This is a genomic window from Pseudomonas sp. 3MA1, assembly GCF_029237275.1.
GTDB classification, from domain to species: domain Bacteria; phylum Pseudomonadota; class Gammaproteobacteria; order Pseudomonadales; family Pseudomonadaceae; genus Aquipseudomonas; species Aquipseudomonas fluorescens_AP.
The window spans coordinates 109,359-121,330 of sequence record NZ_JAACFX010000009.1 but is presented as its reverse complement, the minus strand read 5'-3'; the positions used below and the strand labels follow the sequence as shown (position 1 = coordinate 121,330).

At 64.5% G+C, this 11,972-nt stretch carries 10 protein-coding genes; 5 read left to right on the top strand and 5 right to left on the bottom strand.

What is annotated here, in order from left to right; all coding sequences use genetic code 11:
• Positions 1 to 4: 4 nt before the first annotated feature.
• Positions 5 to 1,336 carry a DUF58 domain-containing protein gene (locus tag GWQ44_RS22840; RefSeq protein ID WP_047305830.1) on the top strand — a complete coding sequence of 444 codons (1,332 nt, stop codon included), beginning with the start codon at positions 5 to 7 and terminating at the stop codon, positions 1,334 to 1,336.
• A 15-nt stretch (positions 1,337 to 1,351) separates the two neighbouring features.
• Here GWQ44_RS22840 and GWQ44_RS22835 read toward each other — a convergent pair whose 3' ends face one another.
• Positions 1,352 to 1,711: a PilZ domain-containing protein gene (locus tag GWQ44_RS22835; protein ID WP_275928314.1), complete on the bottom strand. Its 360-nt coding sequence runs from the start codon at positions 1,709 to 1,711 to the stop codon at positions 1,352 to 1,354.
• Positions 1,712 to 1,930: 219 nt separating this feature from the next.
• On the bottom strand, positions 1,931 to 2,305 hold the full coding sequence (locus GWQ44_RS22830) for a hypothetical protein (RefSeq protein WP_016963241.1): 375 nt from the start codon (positions 2,303 to 2,305) through the stop codon (positions 1,931 to 1,933).
• A gap of 157 nt (positions 2,306 to 2,462) precedes the next feature.
• Here GWQ44_RS22830 and pyk point away from each other — a divergent pair, with 157 nt between their 5' ends.
• Positions 2,463 to 3,914, top strand: coding sequence for a pyruvate kinase (gene pyk, locus GWQ44_RS22825; RefSeq protein WP_275928313.1), 1,452 nt, complete (start codon positions 2,463 to 2,465; stop codon positions 3,912 to 3,914).
• A gap of 82 nt (positions 3,915 to 3,996) precedes the next feature.
• Here pyk and GWQ44_RS22820 read toward each other — a convergent pair whose 3' ends face one another.
• Genes GWQ44_RS22820 through GWQ44_RS22810 form a run of 3 tightly spaced genes read right to left on the bottom strand, consistent with a single transcriptional unit; the run spans position 3,997 to position 6,812 of the window.
• The gene (locus tag GWQ44_RS22820; RefSeq protein ID WP_275928312.1) at positions 3,997 to 4,746 is read right to left on the bottom strand and encodes an enoyl-CoA hydratase-related protein; all 750 of its coding nucleotides are present in this window, start codon (positions 4,744 to 4,746) and stop codon (positions 3,997 to 3,999) included.
• Between the two features lie 28 nt (positions 4,747 to 4,774).
• Positions 4,775 to 5,713, bottom strand: coding sequence for an iron-sulfur-binding ferredoxin reductase (locus GWQ44_RS22815; protein ID WP_275928311.1), 939 nt, complete (start codon positions 5,711 to 5,713; stop codon positions 4,775 to 4,777).
• Complete coding sequence (locus GWQ44_RS22810) at positions 5,706 to 6,812, bottom strand: GGDEF domain-containing protein (protein ID WP_016963245.1); 1,107 nt, start codon at positions 6,810 to 6,812, stop codon at positions 5,706 to 5,708. The genes GWQ44_RS22815 and GWQ44_RS22810 overlap by 8 nt, the downstream gene beginning before the upstream one ends.
• A 338-nt stretch (positions 6,813 to 7,150) precedes the next feature.
• Here GWQ44_RS22810 and GWQ44_RS22805 point away from each other — a divergent pair, with 338 nt between their 5' ends.
• The 3 genes from GWQ44_RS22805 to GWQ44_RS22795 all read left to right on the top strand — a co-directional run bounded on the left by GWQ44_RS22805 (position 7,151) and on the right by GWQ44_RS22795 (position 11,922).
• Complete coding sequence (locus tag GWQ44_RS22805; protein ID WP_016963246.1) at positions 7,151 to 8,674, top strand: fumarate hydratase; 1,524 nt, start codon at positions 7,151 to 7,153, stop codon at positions 8,672 to 8,674.
• 153 nt (positions 8,675 to 8,827) lie between these two features.
• The gene (locus tag GWQ44_RS22800; protein ID WP_103741259.1) at positions 8,828 to 10,594 is read left to right on the top strand and encodes an ATP-binding protein; all 1,767 of its coding nucleotides are present in this window, start codon (positions 8,828 to 8,830) and stop codon (positions 10,592 to 10,594) included.
• Positions 10,588 to 11,922, top strand: coding sequence for a sigma-54 dependent transcriptional regulator (locus GWQ44_RS22795; RefSeq protein WP_047305836.1), 1,335 nt, complete (start codon positions 10,588 to 10,590; stop codon positions 11,920 to 11,922). Before GWQ44_RS22800 ends, GWQ44_RS22795 begins: the two co-directional genes overlap by 7 nt.
• Positions 11,923 to 11,972 lie beyond the last annotated feature (50 nt).

Genomic DNA, 11,972 nt, shown 5'->3' with positions numbered 1-11,972 from the left:
CACGATGAAACCGACCCGTCTGTTGCTCATCTGGCTGGGCACGCTGGCCGGCCTGGACCTGCTCCTGGGCGCCATGCGCGCACTGGGCATCCAGGCCATGCCGCGCCTGGACTCGATCGCCTGGGGCCTGTTGCTGGCGCTGTTGCTGCTGGCCCTGATCGATGCCCTGCGCCTGTCGCGCCTGGCCTCGCCCGAGGTCCGGCGCCAGTTGCCCGGCAGCCTGCCCCTGGGGCGCTGGAGCGAAGTGCAACTGGAGATCCGCCATGCCTACGGGCAGGCGCTGCACGTGCAACTGTTCGATCATCCGCCGCACGGCCTGGGCTTCGAGCATCTGCCGCAGTCCGTCGACCTGGAGCCCGGCCAGGTCAGCAAGGTCGGCTACAGCGTGCGGCCGCTGCAACGCGGGCATTTCGACTTCGACCAGTGTGAAGTGGCGCTGCCCAGCCCTCTGGGCCTGTGGAGCGCCAGACGTTTGCTCAAGGTGCAAGACAGCACCCGGGTCTATCCGGACTTCGCCCGCCTGTACGGCGCGCAATTGCTGGCGGTGGACAACTGGCTCAGCCAACTTGGGGTGCGCCAGTTGCAACGTCGCGGTCTGGGCCTGGAGTTCAATCAGTTGCGCGAGTTTCGCGAAGGCGACAGCCTGCGGCAGATCGACTGGAAAGCCACCGCCCGCCAGCGCACGCCCATCGCCCGGGAGTATCAGGACGAGCGCGACCAGCAGATCATTTTCATGCTCGACTGCGGACGCCGCATGCGCAGCCAGGACGACGAACTGGCGCATTTCGACCATGCCCTCAACGCCAGCCTGCTGCTCAGTTACGTGGCCCTGCGCCAGGGCGATGCCGTGGGTCTTCACGCTTTTGCCGGGGAGCGCTCGCGCTACGTGGCGCCGGTCAAGGGACAGGCCCATCTGAATGTGCTGCTCAACGGCGTCTACGATCTGCACACCAGCCAGCGCCCCGCCGACTACCAGGCCGCCGCCAGTGAACTGCTGGCCCGGCAGAAGCGCCGGGCCCTGGTGGTGCTGGTCACCAACCTGCGGGATGAAGACGATGAGGAGCTGCTGACCGCGGTCAAGCGCATCGGACGCCAGCATCGGGTGCTGGTGGCCAGCCTGCGCGAGGAAGTGCTCGACCAGTTGCGCCAGAACCCGGTGCAGACCTTGCCCGAAGCGCTGCTCTACAGCGCGACGGTGAACTACCTGAACGGTCGCGCCGAACTTCACGAACGACTCAGCGCTCACGGCATCGCCCTGCTCGACGTCCGCCCCGGAGAGCTTGGCGCGGAACTGGTCAGCCGTTACCTGAGCTGGAAGAAAGCCGGCAGCCTGTAACGGCGATCGGGCCTGTCAAGCCGATGTCGGCAAGGGGTGAAAGCTGAAGTAGTGCCGCAGGGCCTGCTCCAGTTCGACGAAGTCGGCGTTCGCTCGCAGCAGGCTGAACCCGCTGTCGTACTGGCGCGGGGTCAGGTCCTCGTGACACCACAGGCACCAGGCGCTGAAGTCGATGAACTGCAGCTGTCCATCACCGCCGGGGACTTTCACCCGCAACTCGAACGCGGCGCCGATCAGCATCGGCAACGGGCTGATCAGCATCAGCCCGTCCGCGGAAATATTGCCCAGGAAACCGACAGGCTTGTCGGTAAACCGATTGAAGACTCTCAAGTAGGACGGCAGTTGATGCCGCTCGATCCGCGGTTCAGTGAACATGCTGGGTATCGCTATGAAAGGCCATTAAGCATGACCGCACTAGTGCATCGGAACGGGCCTGCAAGAGCGGCTCGTTCGCCAGGATTCGAGTTGCGAGGAAAATCATCAGGAGGATTTCAACGCCACTGCCCCAGGCAGGAACCGGGGCGTGTTCGAACAACCTGAACAAATGTTAGCTCAAGCGCGAGGGGCAATTACACTGCCCCGCAGCGCTGTGACTTACAACGCAGTGTGGCGAACTTGCGCCGCACCGTTTGCCGGGTAGTGACCCAGTTGCTGCAACGTATCCAGGCGCGCACGGGCACGGTAGGCGTACTCGCTGCTGGGGTACTGGGTAATGATGAACTGATAAGTCTGCGCCGCATCGACGAACAACTTCTGCCGCTCCAGGCATTGCCCGCGCAGCATCGACACTTCCGGCTGGATATAGCGCCGCGCACGGCTGTCACGGTCGACCTGGCTCAACTCGAGCATCACGCTCTCGCAATTACCGCGATCGTAAGCGCGATAGGCGTTATTCAAATGATGGTTCATGGACCAGCGGGTGCAGCCGACAACACTGACGGCCAAGATAGCAATGAGTACGAATCGCATGGGGTATCTCCTGTCTTGTGCAGTGTATCGACTCATCGGCAAAAATCTTCAAGGTTGTTGCGGTAAACAAACAAAGCAATAAGTAGTGCAAACGAACAATGACTACAACTTCGGAGCATAGTAGCCTCTCGTTGCGCTTGAACTCAGGAGTCCGTGCATGTCCGTTCGTCGTACCAAAATCGTTGCCACCCTTGGCCCGGCCAGTAACTCGCCGGAAGTTCTCGAACAGTTGATTCTTGCAGGCCTGGATGTCGCCCGCCTGAACTTCTCCCACGGCACGCCGGACGAGCACAAGGCTCGCGCCCAACTGGTCCGCGACCTGGCCGCCAAGCACGGCCGCTTCGTGGCCATCCTCGGTGACCTGCAAGGCCCGAAAATCCGCATCGCCAAATTCGCCAACAAGCGCATCGAACTGAAGATCGGTGACAAGTTCACCTTCTCCACCGTGCACCCGCTGACCGAAGGCAACCAGGACATCGTCGGCATCGACTACCCGGACCTGGTCAAGGACTGCGGGGTCAATGACGAGCTGCTGCTGGACGATGGCCGCGTGGTGATGCGCGTGGAAGCCGCCACCGCCACCGAGCTGCATTGCGTGGTGACCGTCGGCGGCCCGCTGTCCGACCACAAAGGCATCAACCGGCGTGGCGGCGGCCTGACCGCTCCGGCCCTGACCGAAAAAGACAAGGCCGACATCAAGCTGGCCGCCGAAATGCAGGTCGACTACCTGGCCGTGTCCTTCCCTCGCGACGCCGCCGATATGGAATACGCGCGCAAGCTGCGTGACGAGTCCGGCGGCACCGCCTGGCTGGTGGCCAAGATCGAACGCGCCGAAGCCGTGGCCGACGACGAAACCCTCGACGGCCTGATCAACGCCAGTGACGCGGTGATGGTGGCCCGTGGCGACCTGGGCGTGGAAATCGGCGATGCCGAGCTGGTGGGCATCCAGAAGAAAATCATTCTTCATGCCCGTCGCCACAACAAGGCGGTGATCGTCGCGACCCAGATGATGGAGTCGATGATCCAGAACCCGATGCCGACCCGCGCCGAAGTGTCCGACGTGGCCAACGCCGTGCTCGACTACACCGACGCCGTGATGCTCTCGGCGGAAAGCGCCGCCGGTGCCTACCCGCTGGAAGCGGTGCAAGCCATGGCGCGGATCTGTGTCGGTGCGGAAAAACACCCCACCAGCAAGACCTCCAGCCACCGCATGGGCAAGGTGTTCGAAAGCTGCGACCAGAGCATCGCCCTGGCCGCCATGTACACCGCCAACCACTTCCCGGGCGTCAAGGCGATCATCGCCCTGACCGAGAGTGGCTACACCCCGCTGATCATGTCGCGCATCCGCTCCTCGGTGCCGATCTACGCCTACTCCCCGCACCGTGAAACCCAGGCTCGCGCGGCGATGTTCCGTGGCGTGTACACCATCCCGTTCGACCCGGCCTCCCTGCCGCCCGAGCAGGTCAGCCAGGCCGCGATCGACGAGCTGCTCAAGCGCGGCGTGGTCGAGAAAGGCGATTGGGTGATCCTCACCAAAGGCGACAGCTACCACACCACCGGCGGCACCAACGGCATGAAGATCCTGCACGTTGGCGACCCGATGGTCTGATACTGGCCAGTTGAACAAAAAAGCCCCGGCGCCAGAAACGCCGGGGCTTTTTCATGCCCGCACACAACAGATGTCGAAGGCCTCAGCCCTTGGCGAGAAACCCGGACAGCGCGGCAATCGCTTCCGGGGACTGCAGGCGTCGGGTGAATTCCACGCCCTCTTGCTCAATGACCTGGCGCAGTTGCTCGCGGTCCGGCGCCTGCATCAGGCGCTTGCTGATCTGCACCGCGTCGGGCGCCAGCTGACCGAAACGCAAGGCCGCCTCCCGGGCCTTGGCCAAGGTCGCTGCACCATCGCCCAGAGCCGCAGTGGCAATGCCCCAGGCCGCGGCCTGTTCGCCACTGAAGCCTTCGCCGAGCAGCAGCAACTCAGCGGCCTTGGCCCGCCCCAGCAGGCGCGGCAGGATCAGGCTCGAGCCGAACTCCGGACACAGCCCAAGGTTGACGAAGGGCATGCGCAAGCGCGCATCACGACTGACGTAGACCAGATCGCAATGCAGCAGCAAGGTGGTGCCAATACCCACCGCCGCCCCCGCCACCGCAGCCACCACCGGCTTGCGGCAATCGAACAGGTTGCGCATGAAGTGGAACACCGGGCTGTCGAGATCCTGGGGAGGCTGCTCGAGGAAATCGGCGATGTCGTTGCCGGCGGTAAAGCATTCGCTGCTGCCGCAGATCAGCAGGGCATTGATTTGCGGATCGGCGTCCGCCTCGGCCAGGGCTTGCGCCAGACGACTGTACATGGCACGGGTCAGGGCGTTTTTCTTGTCGGGGCGATTCAGGCGCAGGGTCAGCAGCCCACCTTCGCGGTGCAGCTCGATGGCATCGGTCATGGAGATCTCGCTTTGGAAAAGTCAGCGCTCAACCACGGGGCAGGAACACATCGGCCAGCAGTTGATTGCGCGGCAACCCCGCCAGGTACAGGCGCCGGGCAAAGGCTTCGACACTGTCGGGGTGCCCGCAGAGTAAGGCCAGGGTTTGCCGGGAAACAAGCCGTAGTTGCGCCAAAGCCGCCGTCAGCTCAGCCCCCTGCCACAGCTCGACACTCAGTTGCGCACGGTTCGCCGCCAGCGCAGCCAAGGGTTTGGCCAGGTAATGTTCAGAACGGTCATGGGCCAGGTGAATGAGGCGAATAGGGCCTTGGTGATCCTGCCGCAAGGCCTCGCGCAAAATGCCAAACAGCGGCGCCAGCCCGGTGCCCGCCGCCAACAGCCAAAGGGGCCGTTGCTGCCAGTCCGGGTCGTAGTGCAAGGCGCCACCGCGCAACTCGCCCAGAGAGAGCGTATCGCCCAGCTGCAGCTGGCGCGCCGCATCACTGAATTGCCCCGGGTGCCGACAGTCCAGGTGAAACTCCAGAAAGCGGTCTTCTTCCGGCAGGCTGGCCAAAGAATACGGCCGGGCCACCTGACCGGCCGTCCACAGCACCAGGTGCTGGCCGGCGCGATAACGCAATGGCCGCTCAGGCTGCAGACGCAAGCGCAGGACTGTGGGCGATAGCCAGTCGAGCCCGACCACCTGGGCCGGCAGGCCATCGCGCAACGGATCGAAGGTTTCGACCTGCAGGTCCTCCACCACCTGGCACTGACAGGCCAGGCGCCAGCCGCGACGGCGCTGCTCATCGCTCAGGGCATCCGGCCGGCTGTCGCTGGGCAGTCCGTTTACACACTGCACCAGACAGGCGTGACAACTGCCGGCGCGGCAACTGTAGGGCACCGCCACACCAGCCTGATTCAAGGCATCCAGCAGATTGCTCGCCGGCGCCACCGACCAACGCCGACTACCGACGGTCAATTCAGGCATCGAGGTTTTCCCAGGCCGCCGAGCAACGATTGCGGCCATCGCGCTTGGCCCGGTACAGCGCCTGATCGGCCCGTTGCAGCGCCATGTCCAGGTCATCGCCGGCCCGCAGCAGGGTCATCCCCGCGGACAGACTCAGGTCACGCACATTCAAGCCCACCAGTTGCACCTCCATGAAGGCCAGGCGCAGCCGTTCGCAGCAGGCTGTCAGGCGCTCGGCATCACATTCGGGCAACAGGACCACAAACTCCTCACCGCCGTAGCGCGCCAGCACATCGCCGTCCCGCAGGCAGGCGCTGGCCACCCCGGCGAAGGCCTGCAGCACCTGATCCCCCGCCGCATGACCATGCAGATCGTTGATGCGCTTGAAATGATCCAGATCGATCAGCGCCAACCCATGCACCTGCTCCTGGCCCATGGCCTGCAGTTCGCGGCTGGCGTTGCGCAGGAAGTGCCGGCGATTGAACAGACCGGTCAGCTCGTCGGTGGCCACCAGATCCTCCAGCTGCCGCATCATTCCGCGCAGCGTGTCCTGGTGAGCCTGCAAGGCAAAACGCCGCTGCCGCATGCGCGAGCGCGAGGCTTGCACATAGGCGGCGTACAGGCACATCCACACCAGCATCACCAGCAACACACAGACTTGCAGCGCCGCCAGTTGCGGATCCTCGAGGGCAAAGCGAAAGCCGTCCCACAGATTGACCCCGGCAAAGCAGAAGAAGATCAGCGCCGCGCAGCGCAGGTAGGCGCGACGGGACAAGTGAAACAGGCCGAACAGCAGCGGCAGGATATAGAACACCAGGAAAGCGCCGCGGGCCTGATCCAGGTGGGCAATCAGCCAGGTCTGCCAGGCGATGCCCAACACCACCTGGACCTCGGTCAGGCTGGGGTCGGCAAAGCGCAGGTTGCGGCCACTGATGAAGACCCAGTACAGCAGTCCCTGGCTGGCCAGCACCAATGCGCTGCCCATCAGTGCACTGCTGATGGAGGCGCGATAATGCCCCGTAAGAACCGCCAGCCAGAACAGCAGCAGGATCAGTCCGTAGGTGCCCACGGCAATGCTGAAGCGCTTGAGTAGCAAGCTCTGGATGGCTTTATGGGTCAATCGTCGATTCACCGTGAGAAAGGAGGCTTAAAGAGTGTCTCTACCCTGCAGGCCAGTTGCCACTTTAGTGCCGCGCCCTGCAAATGACTATCCAAATTTTAAGCCGTGTTCCGCGGTTTCGCCGCCGATCCAGGCAAGAACAATGCCCATCCGATAGGCGACTTTCGTTTGCCCGGCTGGCGGGTGTGCCGGGCCCCCAGGCGCGGTATACTGCCGCGCCTTTTTAGCGTCGCGCCAGTTGTCTGTCCGGCGTGCCTTAGAAGGTGTCTGCAACCGACCGATGTACCCTGCTGCAGCCACCTTATTAAATGTTCCCGTCTTTTAGAGGAGCGCGACTCATGACCGTGATCAAGCAAGACGACCTGATTCAGAGCGTTGCCGACGCCCTGCAGTTCATTTCCTACTACCACCCCGTGGACTTCATCCAGGCGATGCACGAGGCCTACCTGCGCGAAGAATCGCCGGCCGCCCGTGACTCCATGGCGCAGATCCTGATCAACTCGCGCATGTGCGCCACCGGCCACCGGCCGATCTGCCAGGACACCGGCATCGTCACCGTGTTCGTTCGCGTGGGCATGGACGTGCGCTGGGACGGCGCCACCATGAGCCTGGACGACATGATCAACGAAGGCGTGCGTCGCGCCTACAACCTGCCGGAAAACGTCCTGCGCGCTTCGATCCTGGCCGACCCGGCAGGCGCCCGGAAGAACACCAAGGACAACACCCCGGCGGTCATCCACTATTCCATCGTTCCCGGCAACACCGTGGAAGTGGACGTAGCGGCCAAGGGCGGCGGCTCCGAGAACAAATCGAAAATGGCCATGCTCAACCCGTCCGACTCGATCGTCGACTGGGTCCTGAAGACCGTGCCGACCATGGGCGCCGGCTGGTGCCCACCGGGCATGCTGGGCATCGGCATCGGCGGCACCGCCGAGAAAGCCGCGGTGATGGCCAAGGAAGTGTTGATGGAGTCCATCGACATCCACGAGCTCAAGGCTCGCGGCCCGTCCAACCGCATTGAAGAAATGCGCCTGGAGCTGTTCGAGAAGGTCAACCAACTGGGCATCGGCGCCCAGGGCCTGGGCGGCCTGACCACCGTGCTCGACGTGAAGATCATGGACTACCCGACCCACGCCGCCTCCCTGCCGGTGTGCATGATCCCCAACTGCGCCGCCACCCGCCACGCGCACTTCGTGCTCGACGGCTCGGGCCCGGCCGCACTGGAAGCGCCACCGCTGGACGCCTACCCGGAAATCGTCTGGGAAGCCGGTCCGTCGGCGCGTCGGGTCAATCTCGACACCCTGACCCCGGAAGAAGTGCAGAGCTGGAAACCGGGCGAAACCGTGCTGCTCAACGGCAAGATGCTCACCGGTCGCGACGCCGCGCACAAGCGCATGGTGGAGATGCTGAACAAGGGCGAAACCCTGCCGGTGGACCTCAAGGGTCGCTTCATCTACTACGTTGGCCCGGTTGATCCAGTGGGCGACGAAGTGGTGGGCCCGGCCGGTCCGACCACCGCCACGCGGATGGACAAGTTCACCCGGCAGATCCTCGAACAGACCGGCCTTCTGGGCATGATCGGCAAGTCCGAGCGTGGTCCAACCGCCATCGAGGCGATCAAGGACAGCAAGGCCGTGTACCTGATGGCCGTCGGCGGCGCCGCCTACCTGGTGGCCCAGGCGATCAAGAAGTCCAAGGTCCTGGCCTTTGCCGAACTGGGCATGGAAGCGATCTACGAGTTCGAGGTCAAGGACATGCCGGTGACCGTCGCGGTCGACAGCAAGGGCGAATCGGTGCACATCACCGGTCCCGCCATCTGGCAGAAAAAGATCAGTGACAGCCTGGCGGTAGAAGTGCAGTAAGCCCTTCCTCCGTTTGGCCAAGGCGGCGGCGCTGTTCATTGGACGGCCCGCCGCTTTTTTTATGCCGCGCCCTTTCGCGACACTGTCGGCGATCAACGTTCCACCCGGCGCTCATGCTATCGTTCCCGCCCCCATTGCAGCCTGCCCCGACTCATGGCCCAGATCTCTCGCCCTCTCCGCTTGACGTTCTACATCCTGGTGATTCTCGCTGGCACCGTACTCAGCGCCGGCCTGGCCATGCGCCACGCCGAACGCCTGGCGCTGGTGGACGAAGCGGCTCGCGCCAATGAGCAGTTGGGGCTGTATGCCAACTCCCTGCACACCCTGATCGAGCGCTATCGCGCGCTGCCGGCGGTGCTGGCCCTGGACCCGGAGCTGCGTGCGGCACTGCAAGGCCCGGTGACGGCACAGACCCAGGATGCCCTGAACCGCAAGCTGGAGAAGATCAACGGCGCCGCCCGCTCCTCGACCCTGGAGCTGCTCAACCATGAAGGCCTGGCGGTGGCCGCCAGCAACTGGCAGTTGCCCAGCAGCTACGTCGGGCACAACTACGGATTCCGCCCCTACTTCAAGCAGACCCGCAGCCAGGGCAGCGGACGCTTCTACGCCGTGGGCGTGACCAGCGGCATTCCGGGGTATTTCCTCTCCAGCGCGGTCAAGGCCGACAACGAGGACTTCCTCGGGGCCATGGTGGTCAAGCTGGAGTTCCCCGAGCTGGAACATGAATGGAGCCAGGGCAATGACACCCTGCTGGTCAGCGACTCGCGAGGCATCATCTTTATCGCCAACCAGCCCGGCTGGCGTTATCGGCAGTTGCAGCCGCTGTCCGAAAACGACCTGGCGGACATCCGGCTGACCCGCCAGTACGACAAGCAACCCCTGACCCCGCTGCAGCACACAGCCCTGCAACGGTTTGACGCCAACAGCAGCCTGGTCCGAGTCGACGGCCCCGACGGGGTCGCCAATTACCTGTGGGAATCCCTGCCGCTGAGCGCCGAAGGCTGGACCCTGCACCTGCTGCGCAAACCGGCGGGCGTCTTCGAGGAAAGCCGCAATGCCGGCCTCGCCGCCGCCGGCGCCTGGCTGACCCTGGTGTTCCTGTTGCTGTTCCTCAGCCAGCGCTGGCGCCTGGGGAAAATTCGCCAGCGCAACCGTGAAGAACTGGAGCAGTTGGTCCAGGAACGTACCCGGGACCTGCGCACCGCCCAGGAAGGCCTGGTGCAATCGGCCAAGCTGGCCGCCCTGGGGCAGATGTCCGCGGCCCTGGCCCATGAAATCAACCAGCCCCTGACCGCCCAGCGCATGCAGCTTGCCACCCTGCGGCTGCTGCTGGATCACGGCCGGGTGGATGAAGCCTACAAGGCCCTGCGGCCCCTGGACGACATGCTGACCCGCATGGCCGCCCTCACCAGCCATCTCAAGACCTTCGCCCGCAAGAGCCCCAGCGGCCTGCGCGAACGCCTGGATCTGGCCGCAGTGGTGGACCAGTCACTGCACCTCTTGGAAACCCGCCTGCGTGCCGAAAACATCCAGATCGAGCTGCACCTGACCCGCCCGGCCTGGGTTCGCGGCGATGCCATCCGCCTGGAGCAGGTGCTGATCAACCTGCTGCGCAACGCCCTCGACGCCATGCAGGACAAGCCCGAAAAACACCTGCAGATCAGCCTCGAAGCCGAGGACCAGCTGTGGCAACTGCGGGTGGCCGACACCGGCGGCGGGATCGCCGAAGAGCACCTGCTGAGCGTGTTCGACCCGTTCTTCACCACCAAGCCGGTGGGCGATGGCCTGGGCCTGGGCCTGGCGGTGTCCTACGCCATCGTCCATGAACTGGGGGGCCGCTTGAGTGCCGCCAACCGCGACCAGGGCGCCGTGTTCACCCTGAGCCTGCCCATCGACCTGGAGGCCCATATCCAATGCTGAACTCGGTGATCGTGGTGGATGACGAAGCCAGTATCCGCACCGCCGTCGAACAGTGGCTGAGCCTCTCGGGGTTCAGCGTGCAGCTGTTCAGCCGTGGCGAGGACTGCCTGGCGCAACTGCCGAAGAACTTTCCCGGGGTGATCCTCAGCGACGTGCGCATGCCCGGTATCAGCGGCCTGGAACTGCTGGCCCAAGTCCAGCGCCTGGACCCTGATCTGCCGATCATCCTGCTCACCGGCCACGGCGACGTGCCCATGGCGGTGGAGGCCATGCGCGACGGCGCCTATGACTTCCTGGAAAAACCCTTCAGCCCCGATACCCTGCTCAGCAGCCTGCGCCGGGCCCTGGACAAGCGGCGCCTGGTCCTGGAAAACCGCCACCTGCACCAACAGGCCGACAGCCGGGCCAAGCTCGATGCCACCTTGCTTGGGGTTTCCAAAGCCTTGCAGACCCTGCGCCGCCAGGTGCTGGACCTGGCTGCCCTGCCAGTCAATGTGCTGATCCGTGGCGAAACCGGCAGCGGCAAGGAGCTGGTTGCCCGCTGCCTGCACGACTTCGGCCCCCGGGCCGGCAAGCCCTTCGTCGCCCTGAACTGCGCGGCGATCCCCGAGCAGCTGTTCGAGGCCGAACTGTTCGGCCATGAAAGTGGCGCCTTCACCGGCGCCCAGGGCAAGCGCATCGGCAAGCTGGAATACGCCGACGGCGGCACGCTGTTTCTCGACGAGATCGAAAGCATGCCCCTGGCCCAACAGGTCAAGCTGCTGCGGGTGTTGCAGGAACAGAAGCTGGAACGCCTGGGCGCCAACCAGAGCATCAAGGTCGACCTGCGGGTGATCGCCGCCACCAAGCCGGACCTGCTGGAAGAGGCACGGGCCGGACGTTTCCGCGAAGACCTGGCCTATCGCCTGACCGTGGCCGAATTGCGCCTGCCGCCCTTGCGCGAACGCCGCGAAGACATTCCGCAACTCTACGAACACTTCGCCCAGTCCGCCGCCGAGCGCCTGGGGCGCAGCGTCGCGCCCTTGAGTGGCGCCCAGTTGAGCCGCCTGCTCAGTCACGACTGGCCTGGCAACGTGCGCGAACTGGCCAACGCCGCCGAGCGTCAGGTGCTGGGCCTCGGGGAGCCGCAGGCCGAAGTCCTGGAAGCCGGCCAATCCCTGGCCGCGCAGCAAGAAGCCTTCGAAGCCCAATGCCTGCGCGCCGCCCTGACCCGCCACAAGGGCGAGATCAAGGCCGTGCTCAACGAACTGCAACTGCCGCGCCGAACCCTGAATGAAAAAATGCAGCGTCACCGCCTGACCCGGGAAATGTTCCTCAAGGACCAATAACCCCCGCCTGTAGGAGCCGGCTTGCCGGCGAACAGGCCCTCAAGCCAGGT

Bases quoted from the DNA above. Each gene is read 5' to 3' on its own strand.
- GWQ44_RS22840 (WP_047305830.1), top strand. From the start codon at position 5: ATGAAACCGACCCGTCTGTTGCTCATCTGGCTGGGCACGCTGGCCGGC.
- GWQ44_RS22835 (WP_275928314.1), bottom strand. From the start codon at position 1,711: ATGTTCACTGAACCGCGGATCGAGCGGCATCAACTGCCGTCCTACTTG.
- GWQ44_RS22830 (WP_016963241.1), bottom strand. From the start codon at position 2,305: ATGCGATTCGTACTCATTGCTATCTTGGCCGTCAGTGTTGTCGGCTGC.
- pyk (WP_275928313.1), top strand. From the start codon at position 2,463: ATGTCCGTTCGTCGTACCAAAATCGTTGCCACCCTTGGCCCGGCCAGT.
- GWQ44_RS22820 (WP_275928312.1), bottom strand. From the start codon at position 4,746: ATGACCGATGCCATCGAGCTGCACCGCGAAGGTGGGCTGCTGACCCTG.
- GWQ44_RS22815 (WP_275928311.1), bottom strand. From the start codon at position 5,713: ATGCCTGAATTGACCGTCGGTAGTCGGCGTTGGTCGGTGGCGCCGGCG.
- GWQ44_RS22805 (WP_016963246.1), top strand. From the start codon at position 7,151: ATGACCGTGATCAAGCAAGACGACCTGATTCAGAGCGTTGCCGACGCC.
- GWQ44_RS22800 (WP_103741259.1), top strand. From the start codon at position 8,828: ATGGCCCAGATCTCTCGCCCTCTCCGCTTGACGTTCTACATCCTGGTG.
- GWQ44_RS22795 (WP_047305836.1), top strand. From the start codon at position 10,588: ATGCTGAACTCGGTGATCGTGGTGGATGACGAAGCCAGTATCCGCACC.